This window comes from Roseivirga sp. 4D4 (assembly GCF_001747095.1).
Classification (GTDB): domain Bacteria; phylum Bacteroidota; class Bacteroidia; order Cytophagales; family Cyclobacteriaceae; genus Roseivirga.
In genome coordinates this window covers 3,552,205-3,570,023 of sequence record NZ_MDGP01000001.1, presented here as the reverse complement: position 1 = coordinate 3,570,023, position 17,819 = coordinate 3,552,205, and the positions used below count along the sequence as shown (strand labels likewise).

Here is a 17,819-nt window from a genome sequence, read left to right as displayed (position 1 = left end):
ATAAAAATGGAACACTGCAAACGCTGGGTTAACCAGTGTTAACGAGTGTTAAGCCACGATACTGAACTTATCATTGTCCGTATATTTGAATTGTGAATGCATTGAAATTCAAACGTATAAGCTATCTGATTGCCCTCACTGCTCTGATTACTGTGGGCATTCAAGTGTATCGCAATATTCAAAACTACCAGTTGAATAAGCAGCGTTTCATGAGCGATATGCAAGCTGCATTGGACATCAGCGTTGAATCTTACTTCACTGATCTTGCACGAAATGACCTTATCATCTTTTCCTCAGAAGACACCCTGATTAATCGACTAGGCGGCAGATCATGGTCTATGGTAAATCGTATCGGAGGGGATACAGCACACCTTGTCTCCGGCCTCGAAGATAGTAGTAGTAAAAGACTCCTGTCCTTTAATGGCAGAAGGGCGAATGCAACCACCACTGTGAGTATCAGAAACACTTTTCCAGATCTTGATAGTCTCCTTTCCAATGACAATAGCCTCACCGGCATCAGTATTGAGGGCAGCCAGATCACCAATTTTGACTCTCTGAATGATATCAAAGGCTTCTTTAAAAAAGTAATGTTTTCGCTTTCAAGGACCAGCCTGGATCATGAGAGGCTTACTGAAATAATGATTACCGAGTTAGACCGAAAAAATATTGAGGCTGGCTTTGTGCTCTGGCATTATGTTGATGACTCGCTTATTTCTGAGTCTAATCATGATCATTACAACCTAAGCACTGTTTCCCAATCTAATTATCTTCCGAGGGATCAAAAACTGGTCATGAATTATGAAAATGCCTCCTTGAATATTTTGAAACGAGGTGCCTTGGATTTGTTTATCTCCTTACTCATTACTGGGGCGGTTATCGGATGTCTTTTATACCTATACAAAGTGATAAGTGAGCAAAAGCAACTAGCTGAAATTAAGAATGATCTGATTAGCAATATCACACACGAGTTTAAGACACCAATCGCTACTGTTTCTACCGCTATTGAAGCCATTTCGAGTTTTAATAAGGCAAACGATCCGGCTAAAACGGCCAAATACCTTGATATCTCCAGCAATCAACTGCAAAAGTTGAATGGCATGGTTGAAAAACTCTTAGAAACGGCCTCGTTAGATTCAGATGAGTTAGAACTCAGTTTGGAATCGGTTGAACTCGTTAGGTTTAGCCAACAAATCTTCGACAAATTTCAATTGATCAAAGGAGATAAAACCCTTTACTTCCAAACAGCAATCTCAGAATACCGAAAAGAAATTGACCCCTTTCACTTGGAGAATGCCATCTCTAACCTAATCGATAATGCGATTAAATATGGGGGTGATGAAATTACGCTCAAGCTATCTACCGAAGGAGACAATGTTAGCTGGCAAGTAGTGGACAATGGTGGCAAAATTGACAAGACCCAACAACAACGGATTTTTGATCAGTTCTATAGAATTCCTACTGGAAATGTGCACGATGTGAAGGGCTTTGGCATTGGTCTCTACTACACCAAGAAAATTGTCGAGAAGCATGAAGGTGAAATTTCCCTCTCAGTAGATCAAAACGTTACGGACTTTACAATTCAGATATAATATGTCGGAAAACACCAAAATCTTGTTGGCCGAAGATGAGCTGGCTCTGGGTACTATTGTCAAAGAAAGCTTGGAAACAAGGGGTTTTGAAGTCAGCTATGCCATGGACGGTGAAGAGGCCAAAAAGCTTTATCAATCCAGCAAGCCCGAGCTTCTAGTACTTGATGTCATGATGCCTAAAAAAGATGGCTTCACTTTGGTGAAGGAAATTCGAAAGGTAGACGACAGGATTCCGATTATTTTTCTTACCGCTAAATCGAGAACCGAAGACGTTGTGGAAGGCTTTGGCTATGGTGCGAACGACTACCTCAAGAAGCCTTTCAGCATGGAAGAGTTGATCGTGAGGATCAAAGCACTGCTGGACAGAAAAGAAGGGAAATCCGCTTCAGAAGATGTTCAAATAGGCCAGTATACCTTTAATTTCTCAAAGCAAATTTTGAGTTTCGATGACAGTGAAATTATGCTTACCCATAGGGAAGCTCAGCTACTCCATGAACTCTACAGGCATAAAAATGAGCTTACCGAAAGGACGCTGATTCTGAATACCCTTTGGGGCAATGACGACTTCTTTAATGCGCGAAGCATGGACGTTTTTATCACCAAACTCAGAAAGAAGCTCACGCTTGATCCGGAAATTCAGATTATGAATGTGCGCGGTTATGGCTACAAACTGGTCTGCTAATCCAATAAGCCTTCTTACATTTGTTCATGCACGATTTCGAATCTCGAAAACGCAAAAAACCGATCGATCGTAAAACGGCACTCCTTAAAGCAGCCGACTATTGTGCATATCAAGAACGCTCTCAGCAAGAAGTTCGGGACAAACTGTACAGTTATGGTCTTCACCATGATGAGGTTGAGGAAACCATCTCAGAATTAATTACGGATGGCTATATCAACGAAGAACGATTTGCCAAGGCCTATGCCGGAGGAAAATTCAGGATTAAAGGCTGGGGTAGGCGAAAGATCATTCAAGGTTTGAAGCAGCATCGTATTTCAGAATACTGCATTAAAAAAGGTATGCTGGAAATCGATCCAGACGACTACTTTGAAACGTTGATAAAGCACCTGGAGAAGAAAAAGCCTTTGATCAAATCAGATTCCATGTATATACTCAAAGGAAAACTCACCCAGCATGTAATGGCAAAGGGTTTTGAAATGGACCTGATTCAAGAAGCGATCAAACATGTGCTAAGCAAGGAAGACTAAGCCGTCTTTAGTCCCTTTTGCCATAAGAACCCATATCTCACCGCAAGCAGAAGCATGATTGGTAACATGGCCATGTTAAATACCTGAAGCTTTAACAACCAGACAAAAGCCATAGCAATCAGCAGAATAAACAGAAACCTAATGTAAACACGTACCCACTTTGGGGTTTCTCTCTTGATTAGGTAAAAAGCTACAACCACATTGGGAGCGAAAGCCCAAAGGATATTCAGGTTATTGACTGTGGTTTTGTGATAGGTGAAGAACCATAAAAAGATTAGAAAAGCCCCCAATAAGCCAGTGACTAGCATAATACCAAAATCCAAGAATCTGGATCGTTGCCCCTTCATATAATCACGAACTGTGAAAATTGTCAGTACAACCGCAATCACCACGAACAAAAGTGTCGGAGACAGCTTTTCTTGCCTGATTTCATAGTAGTCAGATTCAAAGAGTTTATTCGTTTGCTTCACCGCTGGTACTGCACGTCCATCTCTAATAATGGAAGCATTTGCATAGGCCGCTAAGACATAGTCCGGCAGGTACATATACTGCTCAGGTGTAGCCGTTTTATCAATAATAGCTCCCAACGCAACATCAATTCCCAAATCTACCCAGGGGTGGTTATAAGAGTTTTCATCCACTAATGATCGGATAGTAGACGTTTTGGTTAGGTGATCGCTATTGTATAGAATCGCATCACCCATAACCTCCTTAACAATATCACGCATTCTGGTTGCGCAGTTATCGAAGAACGGGTCGTACACATACTTTCGGTTTTCAGGCAGGTGATTGGTTTCCAGCGCATTGTATATGGCCTGCTTTTCTTCCAAATTCAGGTTTAAGACTTGCTCCGTCAGCCATCTGTTTTCCTGAACGTAGTTATTGTAAAAGTTCTGAAATGGATAAGCTCCAAGTCGGTATTGGGCAATACCCATACTAAACTTAGCAACGAATCCTCCCTCCGTAAAATCAAACTGCCCATAGTTATAGGCTCTGTCTAAGCCTTTGGCTGGGTCCTTAATACGGAAAGCACTATGGCCGAAACAGTCGTATAGATTAGCTCCTGGGCCTACAGTTATAATGCTTACTTCCGCCTGATCTGAAAGTCTGCCAAACTGGGCTGAAAGCTGAAATGAAAAAATTAGAAGTAGAAAAATAATGAAATGCTTCACAGTTTAAAGCTATGATTTTGAATTGATTTTGATGCAAAAGTAACGATCAATTTTGATGCCTACCCATGGGCAGCTAACTTGAGCTTATGAACCGAAATTGGAGGGATGGATTGAATTATGTGTCGAAGCTGACACCACCAAAAATATTCAATATGGTTCAGCTAGTAGGAAGTTACTATCTCTCCAAACTGACGGGCAGGCCCATCCATTATGGCATGCCCACAAGCATCTCACTAGAACCCACTACTTCTTGTAACCTTAGGTGCCCTGAATGTCCAAGTGGTCTTCGAAGTTTTACTCGGCCAACAGGTATGCTCAAGAATGATACCTATAAAAAAGTAATTGACGAATTAGCACCCAGCCTGTCCTATTTAATCTTCTATTTCCAAGGAGAACCCTATCTCAATCCGGACTTCCTTGATCAGGTAAAATACGCTGGGCAAAAGCGAATCTATACTGCTACATCAACTAACGCGCATTACTTAGATGACCAACAAGCCAAGGCTACCGTTGAATCTGGCTTGGATCGACTGATTATTTCTATTGATGGCACAAGCCAGGAGACTTATGAGCAGTATCGCGTTGGGGGAAAACTTGACAAAGTAATTGAGGGTACAAGAAATGTGATCAAATGGAAAAGGGAATTGAAATCCAATACTCCCCATGTCATTTTTCAATACTTAGTAGTAAAACCAAACGAACATCAGCTCGATGAAGTGAAAGCACTAGCCGATGAACTGGGTGTGGACGAAGTAGCTTTTAAGACTGCCCAGATTTATGACTATGAAAATGGGTCAGAATTGATTCCCTCATTGGAGCAGTACTCGCGCTACAAACAATTGCCTAATGGCAAATGGTCTATAAAGAACAAGTTGGTGAATCACTGCTGGAAGATGTGGCACTCTTGCGTCATTACCTGGGATGGTAAAATCGTTCCCTGCTGTTTTGATAAAGATGCACACTATCAGTTAGGCACTATGGAGTATCAGTCATTCAAAACGGTCTGGAAGGGAGAAGCCTATCAAAACTTCCGAGCATCACTGATCAAATCACGAAGTGAAATTGAGATGTGCAAAAACTGTTCTGAGGGTACTAAGGTTTGGGCCTAAGACTTTAAATGACCCGGCAGTTTGAATTCCTTTTTTGGCGGTGCACAAGAATCACAACCTGCAGCACAGCCGCTTTCTACTTTGTATTGCTTATATAGCTTTCTGCCCATGTAAATGGCTGCGGCTACAAACAATAAGATTACAATTACCTCTTGCATCGATTATCTAAACTGACTTTTAGAATTCTTGGTTCTCAAAATCGAGACAAAACTAATAAAGCTTTGGCAATTAATGGTATCACTGTCATTTCCAATACTTCTGAATAGTGGAAAGCATAGCAGGTTGGGTAGTATTTCCGGCCACAATCTCCCTTCCAAATAAGAAATCGTCACCGCCCTTAAAGTCTGTCACTACTCCTCCAGCCTCTTGCACAATCAGTGCTCCTGCTGCCACATCCCAGGCGTTAAGGTTATACTCAAAGAAGCCTTCAAACCTACCGCAGGCCGTATAAACCAAGTCCACTGCAGCACTGCCCATTCTTCTAAGTCCATGAGTAGTTTGCATAAACTCATTGATGATGGTGAGGTACTGCCGCATCTGATCGAAGTTATAATAGGGGAAACCAGTGGCCAATAATGATCTTTCCAAAGTCTTGGTTTCAGATACTCTGATGGGTGTATGATTTAAGAATGCCCCTTCTCCCTTGATGGCATGAAAGCATTCGTCTCTGTTAATCTCATAGACCACACCGAGGGCTAGGACACCCCGTTTCATCAATGCCACCGACACCGCATACACGGGAATGCCATGGGTAAAATTGGTAGTTCCATCTAGCGGATCGATGATCCAGTTATAGATATCAGACTTGTGGGTTGAGGTTCCTTCTTCAGCGATAAACCCACTGCCAGGTAAAATATCTGACAATCCCTTCACTAGTTTTTGTTCTGCTTCCTTGTCCACATAAGACACCAGATCATTCTTGCCCTTATATTCAATCTTGGACTCATCAAATTTTCGTGATTCCTGGCGAATGAATTCACCCGTTTCTTTCACTAAAACAATGACATCTTGAAGCAACTTTTGCATGCCTCAAAATTACATGAATGGCCGAAAGAACGTCTATATCTGACACTTTCATTTTTATTAATTCACTAACTTGATCGTAACATGAAGAGACTTTTTCTCCTTTTGGCCTCGACTTCTTTACTTTTTACTGCTTGTCAGCAGGAGTCTCCCAAAAATGAGGTCATTGTAATGGGAATGATCCACAGTGGTCATCGCACAAATCCGAACTATGATATAGAAGTTGTAAAGTCTCTCGTCAGGGCGATTGACCCTGATTATATACTCACTGAAATTCCTCCAGACCGATACCCGCAGGCAAGAAAGGAGTTTGACGAGTTGGATACCATTATGGAATCTCGTGTACGCGTTTTTCCGGAATATGTAGACGCAATTTTTCCGCTTACACGCGAAATGAATTTCGAAATCATTCCCACGGCTGGATGGACCAAACCCATGAATGATTATCGTAGACAGAAGTTGGCCGAAATTCGCAATGACCCAGAGCGTGCAGAAGACTGGAAGGCTTACCAGGCCTCCATTCAAAGAGGCGGAGAGGCAATGCGTGCCAATGGCGATCCAAACGATCCTTATTACATTAATTCTGACCTCTTCGATAGCTTGGTAGACATTCGCTATCAGGTGTACAATGAGCTTTTTAATGAAGAGCTACTCCTTGGTGGTTGGGATAACATTAACATCGCGCATTATTGGCATATTGAGAAAGCGATAGAGAAGCACCGTGGAGAGGGAAAACGCTTTTTGATCACCTATGGATCAGCACATAAAGGCTGGTTTTTAAGGGAATTAAAAAAACGTGATGACATCATTATCAAAGAAATGACACCATATCTAGACCAAGTTTTGAAATAATATGGATAGAAGAAGCCTTTTGAAATATTCGTTCTCGGGGATCGCAGCGTCCTCTTTGCTCGCCAGTGGAGTGAGGTCATCATTCCTAGAAAAGGTCCAAAAAACAGGTTTTAACCTGGCCTCAAATGACAATAGCGAAGACTATTGGGAGCTCGTTAAAAGTGAGTTTTCCATGGAGAAGGGGCTTTATTATTTTAACAATGCTTCGCTCGGCCCTTGCCCAAAACTCGTTGTGGATGCGACCAACCATTTCAGAGCACTTTTAGATGGTTTCCCTTCCAAATATATGTGGGGTGGCTGGCAAGAAGAGAAGGAGGCTACGCGCCAAAAAGTGGCGGATATGTTCTCTGCTGATAAGGAAGAAATTGCCATGGTGCATAATACCACCGAAGGAATGAACCTAGTTGCGCATTCGATAGAGCTTGGGCCTGGTGATGAGGTAATTCTAGCCGATCACGAGCATCCTAGCGGCACAGTGCCATGGCAGCACTGGCAAGAGATCAGAGGCTTTAAAATTGTTAGGCCTAAACTCCCCATTCTGCCAGAATCCAAGGATGAATTAGTCGAGGTTTACCGAAAAGCAATTACCCCAAACACCAAGGTGATTTCGATGGTGCATGGTACTAATACCAATGGAATGATTCTGCCGGTAAAAGAGGTAAGTGCCATGGCACACGAGCGCGGCATTCTTGTGGCAGTAGATGCAGCACAAACGGCTGGTACCTTTAAGATTGACCTGCATGATCTGGGTTGTGATTTCTATGCAGGTAGTGGCCATAAGTTTATGTTTACGCCTAAAGGAATGGGGGTATTTTACGCTCGAAAAGAATCGCAAAAGCATTTAAAACCGTTGATTGTATCTCGCGCTCACTTTAGAGATAAGTCTATCCGAAGGCTGGAGAACTATAATACCCGTAACTATCCTGAATTGTTAGGTATGGGCACGGCCATCGACTACTACAACTTGATTGGTGCCGAAAAACGTGAGGCTAGGCTTCGTGATTTGAAGGCTTATTTCAGAGGGAAAATCGAAGCCGATGACCGTTTCAAATTGAAAACACCTGGCGCTGCTGATCTCTCTTGTGCGATACAGAACGTGGAAGTGATCGGTAAGAAGGTGGGCGATGTCAAGAAGGTGCTGTTCGACAACCACATGATCGATTGTAGACCGATTGGTAGTCATGGTATTAATGGGGTTAGGATTTCCCTATCTGTCTTTACCACTAAGGCGGATGTTGACTATTTGGTAGATGCGCTAAAGAAGGTTTAGGGCTTTCCCTCAACCACCACAACGAACTCTCCTTTAACCCCTTTTTCAGTGAAGTGAGCAATCACTTCCGTTATTGTACCCCGTACCGTCTCCTCGAACATTTTCGTCAGTTCCCGTGAAACGGAAACCTGTCTATCGCCTAAGAATTCCTTTAACTGTTCAAGGCTCTTAACCAATCTGTGAGGTGATTCGTAAAGGATAATCGTCCTGGTTTCTTCAGCTAAAAGCTTCAAACGTGTTTGACGGCCTTTTTTATGGGGTAAAAAGCCTTCGAAAACGAATTTATCCGATGGTAAGCCGGAATTAACCAATGCCGGTACGAAAGCTGTGGCTCCTGGTAGGCAATTCACTTCTAAGCCTGACTTCAGTGCTTCTCTAACCAACAGAAATCCTGGGTCTGAAATAGCGGGGGTTCCAGCATCCGAAATCAATGCAAACACCTCTCCGTTTGCCATTTTTTCCACAAGTTTTTCGGCAGTCTTATGTTCGTTGAAGATGTGGTAACTCTGAAGTGGTTTGGTAATGTTATGGTGCTTTAAAAGCTTCCCGGAGGTTCGTGTATCTTCCGCCAGGATGATATCCACCTCATTGAGCACCTTTAGTGCTCTGAGCGTGACATCCTCCAAATTTCCTATGGGAGTTGGTACAAGATAAAGGTTGACTTTTTCTGGCATTAGGCCAAATTATCTATGATTTGGGCTAAGTTACGATCATTATCGGTAACAATGTTTCCAGCATCATGTGTGGTCAACTCAATAGTAACCTTATTATATACATTCGACCAGTTTGGGTGATGGTCCATTTTTTCTGCAGCAATCGCCACACGAGTCATAAAGCCAAATGCTTCTATAAAATCCTTGAATTCAAAAGTCCTGACCAGTTTGTTATCTACTTCGTTCCACATGATTTACTTCTTTTCAGCGGTAATTATATATTGATATTGTAAGCTTTTCTCGTCAATGTCAATCTTTCGGAATGAAGACTTCCTCAAAAAAGATTTGACACTTGAAGCCTCAACCTTATACTCATCTGCAGGACCTACGGGGATATCTCCTTTTTTGAAATCAACAATGATCAATCGTCCACCGGGTTTCATCCCATTTAGAAGCCTGGGAAAGTATATTTCTTTATTCGGGATGTAGTTATAGGTGTTAACGATCAACACGATGTCGGCCTCCTCTTCTAAAAGATTTGGAACATCGGGAGGCGTAAGTCTTGGCTCAATATTATCAGACCACTTTCCAACGATCTCTTTTTGGCTATCTATATATTCAAGCGCTTTCGGGTCAATATCAAGGGCAATGACTTTTGCAGCTTCTCTGGCAATTTTAAAAGTGAAATAGCCCGAACCTGCACCAATATCAGCCACAGTTTTATTGGTCAGGTCACCGATTCTCTCTAAGATCAAATCAGGGTTTTGCCACTCTGTTCTTTTGGGGTCTTCAATCTCCGCCTGTAGCCTTTCCTGCGTTGGTGAGACACGTTCTGTAACCGTGCCAACGCGATCAGGGTCATTATTTTGCTGCGCCTCTTCTTGCTTCCCTCCACAAGAGATTAAGAACATTGGCAGAATTAATATGACAAGTTTCTTACTCATTAAAGGGCTATAATACCTTCTATCTTTTGGGCTTCTTTGTAGACATCAATGACATGATCACTTGACTGAATCATCACTTTTGCAGTAACACTAGTATACTTACCCTTGCTTGAGGGTTTGTAGTTCAACTCACTTGATGGAAAGAGGGCTTTTACAGCACTCTTCTTGTCTTCCGTCACAATGAACTTAAACATGTATAGCGTAGGGAAGTCATGGATATCGTCCAGCTTCCTTTTGAATTCTTCTGTAGTAAATTGACTCATGGATCAGGTTAACATCAATAGCCAGGAAAAAGTTACGCAAAAAAAAATCGGCCGATTGGCCGATTCCTTTTTAAAAGTATTTGTAGCGTTCGTCTACAACTTCAACTCGATCAATAACGGCTTGCCTAAGCTTACCTTGAATCGCAGCGAATGCTTCTTGTAGAATTTGATTTTCGTAGGATGTATAATCACCAATTTCTGCAGCACTAGAAATTGATTTCAATTCCAGTACAACCACTCCCTGATTGTCCACCACATAAGGCTTAGTCTTGTCACCAACATTTTGTAAGGCAAAAGCAGCTCCTATGGCTTCAGGCGCAACACCAGCATTTGGTAAGCTTACATCCGCCAACTTCAAAGAGTTGTTGCTGTATACGCTAGCTTCAGGTCCATAAGCAGTTGCCATGGCACTTACAGTACCAGACAGGCCATTGATCTTAGCTTTAATGAACTCTGCTTTCTTCTCATTCATAAGCTTGGCCGCAATCTGGATTCTTACATCCTCTAAAGGCTGTACTCCTTCTTCTGTCTTATCTCTGTAGACTGCAACTACGTACTCACCATCCAAGTCAAAATCTTTTACATCACCTATAGATGCTTCTCCATATAACCACGACACCACTTGACGAGCATTTGTCAGTCTGCCCACAGAAATGGCATTCTTGTCAATTCCGTTACCGTTAAAAACAGCATAACCATTCTCAGCAGCATAGTCATTAAATTCCTGAATGCTATTTACATCACTAGCAAAAAGACCTGCTTTTCTGTAAACCTCGTCAATGGTTTGAGTAGAAGGTGTTAGCTCCACAATTACCTGAGCTACCTTATATCTGTTTTTGATCTTAGGCTCAGTTACACTGACAATGTAAATGTTGTTATCTGTTTCAACTAGTCTTCTGATCAAGCCTTTTCTTGTAGTACCAAATACTGCTGCTTCAATGTCAGCCGTTCTGGTATCACCTTTCTTCATCCAGCCAGCATCTCCTCCAACATTGTTGTAAGCTCCTTCACTGTGCTGTCTCGCCATGTCAGCGAAGTCGGCACCATTTCTGATTTGTCTTAGGATGTCATTCGCCTTTGTTCTCACCCCAGCTTTATCCACTGCAGAAAGACCAGCAATATTGAATACAATTTGGCTAGCTCTGGCAAACTCGTTATCTGTAGGAACAATTTCGGTTAGTTTGTGCAACGTGTAAACACCATTTTCCAAATTAGGACCAATAATATCTCCCTCTTTCAATGATGTTAACTGGTCTGCTACTGCAATCGGTAGGGCTGTTGGGTCATATTCCATGAAGCCAGTACCTTGTTCAGTAATACTAGTCGCATAGATAGAGTCATTATCACCAGTTTCGAATCTGGCTTTAATATCAGCCAATTGTCTGTCGTAGGAAGCAGTGTCTTGTGAAGAAGGAATTACAGGAAAAGAAACGAAGTCAATCGCTCTAGTCTCCTCAACGGTAAACTCATCTTCGTGGCTATCAAGGTAAGCCCTGATCTCATTATCAGGAATCGTACCTATCTGATCGTTGCTCACACTAGAGAATGGTACCGATAGGTATTCGACAGCTCTAAAGCCCAATTGCTCCTGATATGCTTTTTGTGCTTCAGCAAGTGTTACATATTCAGTTTTGGCCAAAAGGTTTTCAAACTTCTGGATGGTTCTCTGAATAATGGCGTTGCGCTCATAAGAAGCGAATAGGTATTGTTCGTTCTGATCGAACTGAATACTTGCTAAATATTGTTTGATAGATGCTGGATCGTTTGATCCAATTCTCTGCAAGAAGAAGTTGCTCATTTCAGGCGAAAGATTTCGTCCTTGAACCATGTCGATTCTTTCATTAGGACCTATCTCTAAACCTAATTCATCCAATTTATTTGAGTAAGCTACATCAGCAATGATGCTATTCCATACCTGATCTCTTAAGAACTGCATGATTTGCGGGTTGCCAGATGGGTAGCCAGAGTTTCTCTGTGCGTTTTGGACCATAGTAGCAAAGCTCTCCTGAGTGATCTCTTCACCGTCAATCTCCCCTACATTTCTACCATTCCCAAGCAATGTCGAATTCTGGCCTAAAAGGTCGCCTAAGACGAAAGCCACAATTGACAATCCAACTACCACGATCAGTAGTTTTCCCATTTTCTCACGAAGCGTATTAATTATTGCCATCGGTTATTTTTTAAACAGGCGCAAACATAACGGAATTATGGCCTAAAATCAAAGGAAAAAGGGGACAAAACTGCCTAAAAATCAGATGCCTCCGTGTTATTTGATGGTGAACAAGACATTATCGATTCTGGCATCTTCCATTGTCTCAATTTTTACCTCAAATGGCGGATAATCAATGATGTCTCCAACTTCTGGAATATCTTCGGTAATGGATAGAATGAAGCCCCCCAAAGTGTCATATTCACCTTCTGGAATATCCCACTCATAAGTATCATTGAGGTAGTCTATTTCATGCCTGGCACTGAGCCTGAATTTGTTCTCCTCCAGTTGTACCTCTACCCAATCTTCATCTTCATCATGCTCGTCTTGAATCTCTCCAAAGATCTCTTCTATTACATCTTCAAGGCTCACAATACCTGAGGTGCCACCAAATTCATCTACTACCAGTGCAAGGCTCTTTCTTTCCTGAATAAACTGGATCATCAATTCGTTGGCCAGCATAGTTTCTGGAACGATCAGTATTGGCGTCAGAATACTCTCAATGTCCTGAGGCTTTTTGAAGAGCTCTAGTACATGACAATAGCCTATAATTTCATCAATGTTGCCTTTATGTACTAACACTTTAGTGTGGCTACTATCAAGAAACTCTTTCTTAAGTTCCTCAATATCGTCTTCAACATCCACTGCTGAAATCTCCGTTCTGGGAATCATGCACTCGCGAACCCTTACGGTTTTGAACTCCAGTGCATTGTTAAAAATCTTTGTGTCTACTTCGATCTTCGCTTTCTTAACATCCTCGTGCGTGTTACGCTTGATGTAATTGCCAAGGTCAGTCAAGCCAAAAACCTGACGGTCTTCTTCATATTTCTGTCTCAGCACATAAATGATGATAAACCTAGACATTTGCTCAATCACCCAAACAAAGGGAAACATCAGCCCAAAAACGACAATCAGGGGTACTGATAGGATATTCAGAAGACTATTCGGGTTAATGAGAAAAATACTCTTGGGTGTAAACTCAGCAGTGACCAATACTATAATAGTGGACAAGATAGTTTGAGAAACGACTACTGTACTTGTAGTATTAATTGATTCGGGCAATCGTTCGGCAATCCATGGCTCCAGCAAGAAAGCCATATAAATACCGTAAATCACCAAGGCGATGGTATTACCCACTAATGCCGTATTGATTAACCTTGAGGGCTTTCTGGTAAAGAAAGAGAGTATTCTTCCCCCTAATTTTCCTTGCTGACCTTGAAGTTCAATTTGCAGTTTACTAGCACTGACGAAGGCGATTTCAGCTCCTGAAAAAAATGCTGAAAACACCAGGCATATCAGAATGATCGTTAACTGAGTGGGATCCATTAACGTTTCTTAGCTCTTTTTGACTTTGTTTTTTTAGCCTCTTCCAACTTTTCCTTCTCTTTTCGTTTGGCAATGCGATATCTATATAAAAATAACAATCCCATGGAGAGCATGAAAATGAAGTAGGCATAACCGATGCCGAATGTCATAGTCTGGTGTACTCCAATAATGAAAGTGACAACAGTCAATGAAAATATAATGGTATCTCCTAGATTCTTCAATTCTCTTGTATTTCGAATTTACCCTCTTTTGCCTTTGTGAACTCGTAGGTAGAAAAGTCTTGAGGGGCAGTTAATCCTTCGGCCTGAATAAGTTCTCTTGGTGTTTGTACGGTAACAAACTTGTTGGTATAGATTTTTTCGGTTTCAGGATTCCAAAACAACTCTTCAGTTCTTAGGGTCTCTTGCTTCTTTAAGTTTCTAACCACTACGTCACCATTCGCTCGATAGACATTTTCTTTAGCCGATTTAAATCCTTTTTGAGCCGTTAGAATAGATGTTTTTTCACCAAGCTCATCAAAAAAAGTTACCTCTATACCTTCAGGAAATTCAATGTCTCCGTTTTGATGCTGAAGCTGCTTCTTACCCTTCATAATAACCTTGGTAATGGTAGATTGACTCAGATTGATCTCCACATTGTCGGATTCAAAGAGAGGACCGGTATACTCTTCCATTTCCGACAACTTTTGATCATCAGAAAAGCAGGAACTTATCAGGAATACCAGTATGATAAAAGGGTAATATTTTAAAAGCTTATTCATTTAAGTAAAACGGTCTTCTCCGAAATCGAAGAAGACCGTTTTAATACTTTGATTTAATTCTTATTGATCTGGTCTCTTCTTAAGCTTAACGTTTTGCTGAATCCAGCAGCCAACAAATACGGACTGACCTTCTTCTTTATTAGCGGTAAAGATATCTCCCATTGTAGGGAATTGCTCACTAGCTGCGTTTGCTTTCACTGAGTTGCCTCCTCGCATGTAATAATCGTATGCAAGAATATATCGAGCTCTATCATCTACCTGGCTCTTCTTAGCGTCACATTCCAAGCTACCCATAATCATGTCACCGATTAGCGTGAACATCTCTTCTTTCAAAGTTGGGTCAACTTCAGCTGCCTGCATCGCATACTTCTGAGCTTCTTTGTAATTCTTTTGAATTCTTTCGGTTACCGCAACTTGTTTGATCGCTTTGGCCTTATCTGTATTGTCATCAGTTACTTCTGCCGCTCGCATGAAATAATCCTTAGACTTGTCAAAGTTCTTCTCAGCTCCAAATTTCGCGCCAAGTAAATATCCAACACCATATTGTGGATCACTTTCAAACACTCTTTCTGCCGCAGTAACAAACCACTCTGCATCTGTACAACCACCTTCGTAGGCATACACGAAAATTTTATTGGCTAGCTCGGCATCATTTGGATTTTGCTCGAATTCAGGTACTAGTTTCTCAACGATGAATTCGCAATCGATTAGGTTAAGATCTACCAACTTTTTGTCGATAAACTCTTTAATTGCTACATATCTTTTTAGGCTCTTATTTTCTGATTTAGCTTTTGCTGTCTGGAAATCGATGTGACGCGTGCAAGTGTCATAGATTTTCAAAATTTCATCGTCAGAGATGCCTGTATTTCTGGTATAGGCTAATGCTGCGATATTCATATAGTATCTACCCAATGGGTAATAGGCATTATTGCCCTTGATAGTATATGCCTCAGAAAAAAGATCCAATAACTCCTGCGTCTTTGGCTTTAGCTTATAGTAATATTGAAAAGCATCAATGGCTTGTCTGTCTATAACCTTTGCTTTTTCATCAGGAAAGTTCTTATATCTCAATTCATACAGCTCCATGATCCTGTCAGCAGCTGCCGATTTCAATTGAGCATCTTTTTCGTTCTTGTAAGTATCTTTCCAAACCTTAATGGCATTGATATAAACAGCAGTACTTAAGGTTGGATACTTTTCAACAATTTGCTCCAGATAAGGCTTGGCAGCCTCATAGTCGCCCTGACCATACGTGTCGTCAAACAACGTCCACAAAGTCTGGGCATCTGACCTTTGCTCTGGATTTTCAGGCCAAAAGAACTGTGCTTGTGCTGTAGTACACAAAGCCAGCATGGCAGTCAATAGAAGAGCTTTAAATCTCATAGTAATAGTAGTTTAGTTAAATCTTTGTCTAGTAAACCAGGTAACATCCTGTAAGCTAAATCCAAAATGGATTTTGAAGTAATTCTCTCTTACCAAACTATTGGAGACACTTCCCCTTCTTCCAATAGTAGCACCGAAGTTCAAATGGGCTTGTCCCCAAAACGCGTTCAATGGGAACGATGCACCTAAACTGACCCCAATATCGTCAATCGTTTCGTTATTGACCAAAAAAGGAGTCTGTTCGTAATGAAATCCAAACCTAAAGGTAGTTAAACTTAAGAGTTTGGTTCTTGCTTCACTGTTGGGTACAAAGCTTCCGCCAAGCACCATTCGGTAAGAATTTCCATAGGCATTGTCAACAGCACCGTCTTCATCTCGGTAAGCCGACCAATCTTGAGAAAGAAAGTCTAAGCCAATGGTAAGCGCACGAATCTTCTCATAAGAAATTCCAAAGCCGAATTTCTGTGGAACGAGCACCGTCTTTTTATCTGCCTCATCAAAAACCAAAGTATCAGTGCTAAAGGCTACACCGTTCTGTGTCTGGTTTTCAAAGGTTGCAAGCGTATTTTGTCTCATCTTAATTTCAGGATGATAAAAACCGCCAATATTTAATCTTGATCCCTCTTTTAGTGGTAATTGATATACCGCTCCTAAACCAAAAGACAGATTGTGAAAGCTTTTTCTTCGGGCCACTGCCGAGTTTCCAAAACCGCCCTGGCTTATGCCTTCTAAAAAGAATAGATCTTCTTTTTGAATTGAACCAAATAGGAATTGAGCGTCAATACCAAGTAAAAGGTTTTTCAGTCTAAAGGAGTTGGTCCAGGAAAGTTTGTCTATTCCACCGGTCCCAGACACTTCCACCACGGTTGTCGAACCCTCGGGCCCTCCTCCTTCATCTCTATTGACAAAACCATAATTAACCGCGCTATAAGGACTAAGGCTCAACCCACTATTCCATTTGCCAAGTTTGATTGGAAGGTTTAAACCAAAATCTTTGAAACCGCCTGTAGTTGAGTTATTTCTTGTTTGCCCCTGAGTAAATTGACGCCCATCAATAGCACCCCCCATTTGAAAAACGGACTCAAGGTTCAGGGCACCAAGCGCAGGGTTTAGACCGTTGTTTAGAAAGAGCCTGTCACCATAAGAAACTCCAAAGCCTCCCATTGCAGCATTGTGCGAGTAGCCACCCCAGTTGACAGAACCAAGACCAATGATTGAATAACTCGACTGATCGTACTGAGCAGTAGCCTCATTAAACAAAAATAAGCTCGAGATAAGAGCTAATGAAATTCTGATTTTACTCCACATTATATTCCAAAACACGATTCAATCCAACGAGCACAATTTCGAGGGCTACAAAGATGTCAGATTTTATTTTAGATTCAAATATTTTGGCCCCGCCACCGGTCATAATCACCTTTAAATCAGCATTATTTAACATAAATTGTGAGATGTGCGACTCAATTTCTCCAACGATTCCGTTGATTACTCCGCTCACCATACTTTGCTCAGTTGACTTGCCAATAAGCGTTGAAGCTTCCCTTTGATTCAACAACGGCAAGTTCTTAGTATAGTCATTCATTGACTTGTACCTGAGCTCAACACCGGGACTAATGATGCCTCCCTTATAGACTCCCTTATTGACAAAATCATATGTAATACAAGTACCTACATCAATAACCATTAGTGGTTGCTCAGAAAAAAGTGTAAAAGCCCCAATAGCGGCAGCCAATCTGTCCATCCCTAGTGTTAGAGGGGTGTCATAGTCAATTTCGAGTGGTGATGGGGTGTCGGGAGACAAGAAGAGAGCATTTTCAAGCTCAGGGATATCCCCTACTATCTCTTCTCTACTTTGATTTACAGAACACACACCGATTTGGAAGTATATATCACGAGTGATGAAGGTTCTGGCTTCACTGACATCCGAAAATGTCAATTGATTAACCAACTGATCAGCATCAAATACACCACATTTAATATTGGTGTTTCCAAAATCGATTACGAGATTCATAGCAAATGAACCGCAATTATAACGAAAAGTTTAGTTTTGTAAACAT

The 17,819-nt window shown here is 41.5% G+C and carries 20 protein-coding genes; 6 read left to right on the top strand and 14 right to left on the bottom strand.

All coding sequences use genetic code 11. The annotated features are described in order from the left end of the window. Positions 1-101: 101 nt before the first annotated feature. From BFP97_RS15580 to BFP97_RS15570, 3 genes are read left to right on the top strand one after another with little or no spacing between them, the layout of a single operon-like run. Complete coding sequence (locus tag BFP97_RS15580) at positions 102-1,589, top strand: sensor histidine kinase (RefSeq protein ID WP_139135328.1); 1,488 nt, start codon at positions 102-104, stop codon at positions 1,587-1,589. A 1-nt stretch (position 1,590) separates the two neighbouring features. Then, a complete protein-coding gene (locus BFP97_RS15575) occupies positions 1,591-2,271 on the top strand; it encodes a response regulator transcription factor (RefSeq protein WP_069843308.1) in 681 nt (226 codons plus the stop codon). A gap of 26 nt (positions 2,272-2,297) precedes the next feature. After that, positions 2,298-2,798, top strand: a complete 501-nt coding sequence (locus tag BFP97_RS15570) for a regulatory protein RecX (RefSeq protein WP_069843307.1) — start codon at positions 2,298-2,300, stop codon at positions 2,796-2,798. On the opposite strand, the gene BFP97_RS15565 is transcribed toward BFP97_RS15570, so the two are convergent. Next, on the bottom strand, positions 2,795-3,970 hold the full coding sequence (locus BFP97_RS15565) for a DUF4105 domain-containing protein (protein WP_069843306.1): 1,176 nt from the start codon (positions 3,968-3,970) through the stop codon (positions 2,795-2,797). The genes BFP97_RS15570 and BFP97_RS15565 overlap by 4 nt on opposite strands. Positions 3,971-4,056: 86 nt before the next feature. Between BFP97_RS15565 and BFP97_RS15560 the strand changes: the two genes are divergently transcribed. Further along, positions 4,057-5,079 carry an SPASM domain-containing protein gene (locus BFP97_RS15560; RefSeq protein WP_069843305.1) on the top strand — a complete coding sequence of 341 codons (1,023 nt, stop codon included), beginning with the start codon at positions 4,057-4,059 and terminating at the stop codon, positions 5,077-5,079. Here the strand turns inward: BFP97_RS15560 and BFP97_RS20380 are convergent. Next, the gene (locus BFP97_RS20380; protein WP_083262605.1) at positions 5,076-5,237 is read right to left on the bottom strand and encodes a FeoB-associated Cys-rich membrane protein; all 162 of its coding nucleotides are present in this window, start codon (positions 5,235-5,237) and stop codon (positions 5,076-5,078) included. The genes BFP97_RS15560 and BFP97_RS20380 overlap by 4 nt on opposite strands. An 85-nt stretch (positions 5,238-5,322) precedes the next feature. Beyond that, the gene (locus tag BFP97_RS15555) at positions 5,323-6,105 is read right to left on the bottom strand and encodes an inositol monophosphatase family protein (protein ID WP_069843304.1); all 783 of its coding nucleotides are present in this window, start codon (positions 6,103-6,105) and stop codon (positions 5,323-5,325) included. A gap of 81 nt (positions 6,106-6,186) precedes the next feature. On the opposite strand from BFP97_RS15555, the gene BFP97_RS15550 reads away from it, so the two are divergent. Then, entirely contained in the window at positions 6,187-6,954 is a 768-nt protein-coding gene (locus BFP97_RS15550; protein ID WP_069843303.1) for a hypothetical protein, read from the top strand. A 1-nt stretch (position 6,955) separates the two neighbouring features. Then, entirely contained in the window at positions 6,956-8,224 is a 1,269-nt protein-coding gene (locus BFP97_RS15545; RefSeq protein ID WP_069843302.1) for an aminotransferase class V-fold PLP-dependent enzyme, read from the top strand. On the opposite strand, the gene rsmI is transcribed toward BFP97_RS15545, so the two are convergent. The 11 genes from rsmI to BFP97_RS15490 form a co-directional block, all read right to left on the bottom strand. Further along, positions 8,221-8,898: a 16S rRNA (cytidine(1402)-2'-O)-methyltransferase gene (gene rsmI / locus BFP97_RS15540; protein WP_069843301.1), complete on the bottom strand. Its 678-nt coding sequence runs from the start codon at positions 8,896-8,898 to the stop codon at positions 8,221-8,223. The genes BFP97_RS15545 and rsmI overlap by 4 nt on opposite strands. Continuing rightward, positions 8,898-9,128, bottom strand: coding sequence for a 4a-hydroxytetrahydrobiopterin dehydratase (locus BFP97_RS15535; protein ID WP_069843300.1), 231 nt, complete (start codon positions 9,126-9,128; stop codon positions 8,898-8,900). Before BFP97_RS15535 ends, rsmI begins: the two co-directional genes overlap by 1 nt. Before the next feature lie 3 nt (positions 9,129-9,131). Next, positions 9,132-9,821, bottom strand: a complete 690-nt coding sequence (locus tag BFP97_RS15530) for a class I SAM-dependent methyltransferase (RefSeq protein ID WP_083262604.1) — start codon at positions 9,819-9,821, stop codon at positions 9,132-9,134. Continuing rightward, complete coding sequence (locus tag BFP97_RS15525; protein ID WP_069843298.1) at positions 9,821-10,084, bottom strand: DUF493 domain-containing protein; 264 nt, start codon at positions 10,082-10,084, stop codon at positions 9,821-9,823. Before BFP97_RS15525 ends, BFP97_RS15530 begins: the two co-directional genes overlap by 1 nt. 70 nt (positions 10,085-10,154) lie before the next feature. Continuing rightward, on the bottom strand, positions 10,155-12,254 hold the full coding sequence (locus BFP97_RS15520; RefSeq protein WP_083262603.1) for a peptidylprolyl isomerase: 2,100 nt from the start codon (positions 12,252-12,254) through the stop codon (positions 10,155-10,157). 96 nt (positions 12,255-12,350) lie between these two features. Then, positions 12,351-13,619, bottom strand: coding sequence for a hemolysin family protein (locus BFP97_RS15515; protein WP_069843296.1), 1,269 nt, complete (start codon positions 13,617-13,619; stop codon positions 12,351-12,353). Continuing rightward, positions 13,619-13,840: a hypothetical protein gene (locus tag BFP97_RS15510; protein WP_069843295.1), complete on the bottom strand. Its 222-nt coding sequence runs from the start codon at positions 13,838-13,840 to the stop codon at positions 13,619-13,621. Before BFP97_RS15510 ends, BFP97_RS15515 begins: the two co-directional genes overlap by 1 nt. Continuing rightward, a complete protein-coding gene (gene lptC, locus BFP97_RS15505) occupies positions 13,837-14,379 on the bottom strand; it encodes an LPS export ABC transporter periplasmic protein LptC (protein ID WP_069843294.1) in 543 nt (180 codons plus the stop codon). Before lptC ends, BFP97_RS15510 begins: the two co-directional genes overlap by 4 nt. 60 nt (positions 14,380-14,439) lie before the next feature. Beyond that, positions 14,440-15,762, bottom strand: coding sequence for a hypothetical protein (locus BFP97_RS15500; protein ID WP_069843293.1), 1,323 nt, complete (start codon positions 15,760-15,762; stop codon positions 14,440-14,442). Positions 15,763-15,774: 12 nt separating this feature from the next. Beyond that, positions 15,775-17,085 carry a hypothetical protein gene (locus BFP97_RS15495; RefSeq protein ID WP_139135327.1) on the bottom strand — a complete coding sequence of 437 codons (1,311 nt, stop codon included), beginning with the start codon at positions 17,083-17,085 and terminating at the stop codon, positions 15,775-15,777. Next, positions 17,060-17,773, bottom strand: a complete 714-nt coding sequence (locus tag BFP97_RS15490; RefSeq protein ID WP_069843291.1) for a type III pantothenate kinase — start codon at positions 17,771-17,773, stop codon at positions 17,060-17,062. The genes BFP97_RS15495 and BFP97_RS15490 overlap by 26 nt, the downstream gene beginning before the upstream one ends. Positions 17,774-17,819 lie beyond the last annotated feature (46 nt).

Excerpts from the sequence above, each read along its gene's own strand:
- BFP97_RS15575 (WP_069843308.1), top strand. The coding sequence starts at position 1,591 with ATGTCGGAAAACACCAAAATCTTGTTGGCCGAAGATGAGCTGGCTCTG.
- BFP97_RS15570 (WP_069843307.1), top strand. The coding sequence starts at position 2,298 with ATGCACGATTTCGAATCTCGAAAACGCAAAAAACCGATCGATCGTAAA.
- BFP97_RS15560 (WP_069843305.1), top strand. The coding sequence starts at position 4,057 with ATGAACCGAAATTGGAGGGATGGATTGAATTATGTGTCGAAGCTGACA.
- BFP97_RS20380 (WP_083262605.1), bottom strand. The coding sequence starts at position 5,237 with ATGCAAGAGGTAATTGTAATCTTATTGTTTGTAGCCGCAGCCATTTAC.
- BFP97_RS15555 (WP_069843304.1), bottom strand. The coding sequence starts at position 6,105 with ATGCAAAAGTTGCTTCAAGATGTCATTGTTTTAGTGAAAGAAACGGGT.
- BFP97_RS15550 (WP_069843303.1), top strand. The coding sequence starts at position 6,187 with ATGAAGAGACTTTTTCTCCTTTTGGCCTCGACTTCTTTACTTTTTACT.
- BFP97_RS15545 (WP_069843302.1), top strand. The coding sequence starts at position 6,956 with ATGGATAGAAGAAGCCTTTTGAAATATTCGTTCTCGGGGATCGCAGCG.
- rsmI (WP_069843301.1), bottom strand. The coding sequence starts at position 8,898 with ATGCCAGAAAAAGTCAACCTTTATCTTGTACCAACTCCCATAGGAAAT.
- BFP97_RS15535 (WP_069843300.1), bottom strand. The coding sequence starts at position 9,128 with ATGTGGAACGAAGTAGATAACAAACTGGTCAGGACTTTTGAATTCAAG.
- BFP97_RS15530 (WP_083262604.1), bottom strand. The coding sequence starts at position 9,821 with ATGAGTAAGAAACTTGTCATATTAATTCTGCCAATGTTCTTAATCTCT.
- BFP97_RS15525 (WP_069843298.1), bottom strand. The coding sequence starts at position 10,084 with ATGAGTCAATTTACTACAGAAGAATTCAAAAGGAAGCTGGACGATATC.
- BFP97_RS15520 (WP_083262603.1), bottom strand. The coding sequence starts at position 12,254 with ATGGCAATAATTAATACGCTTCGTGAGAAAATGGGAAAACTACTGATC.
- BFP97_RS15515 (WP_069843296.1), bottom strand. The coding sequence starts at position 13,619 with ATGGATCCCACTCAGTTAACGATCATTCTGATATGCCTGGTGTTTTCA.
- lptC (WP_069843294.1), bottom strand. The coding sequence starts at position 14,379 with ATGAATAAGCTTTTAAAATATTACCCTTTTATCATACTGGTATTCCTG.
- BFP97_RS15500 (WP_069843293.1), bottom strand. The coding sequence starts at position 15,762 with ATGAGATTTAAAGCTCTTCTATTGACTGCCATGCTGGCTTTGTGTACT.
- BFP97_RS15490 (WP_069843291.1), bottom strand. The coding sequence starts at position 17,773 with ATGAATCTCGTAATCGATTTTGGAAACACCAATATTAAATGTGGTGTA.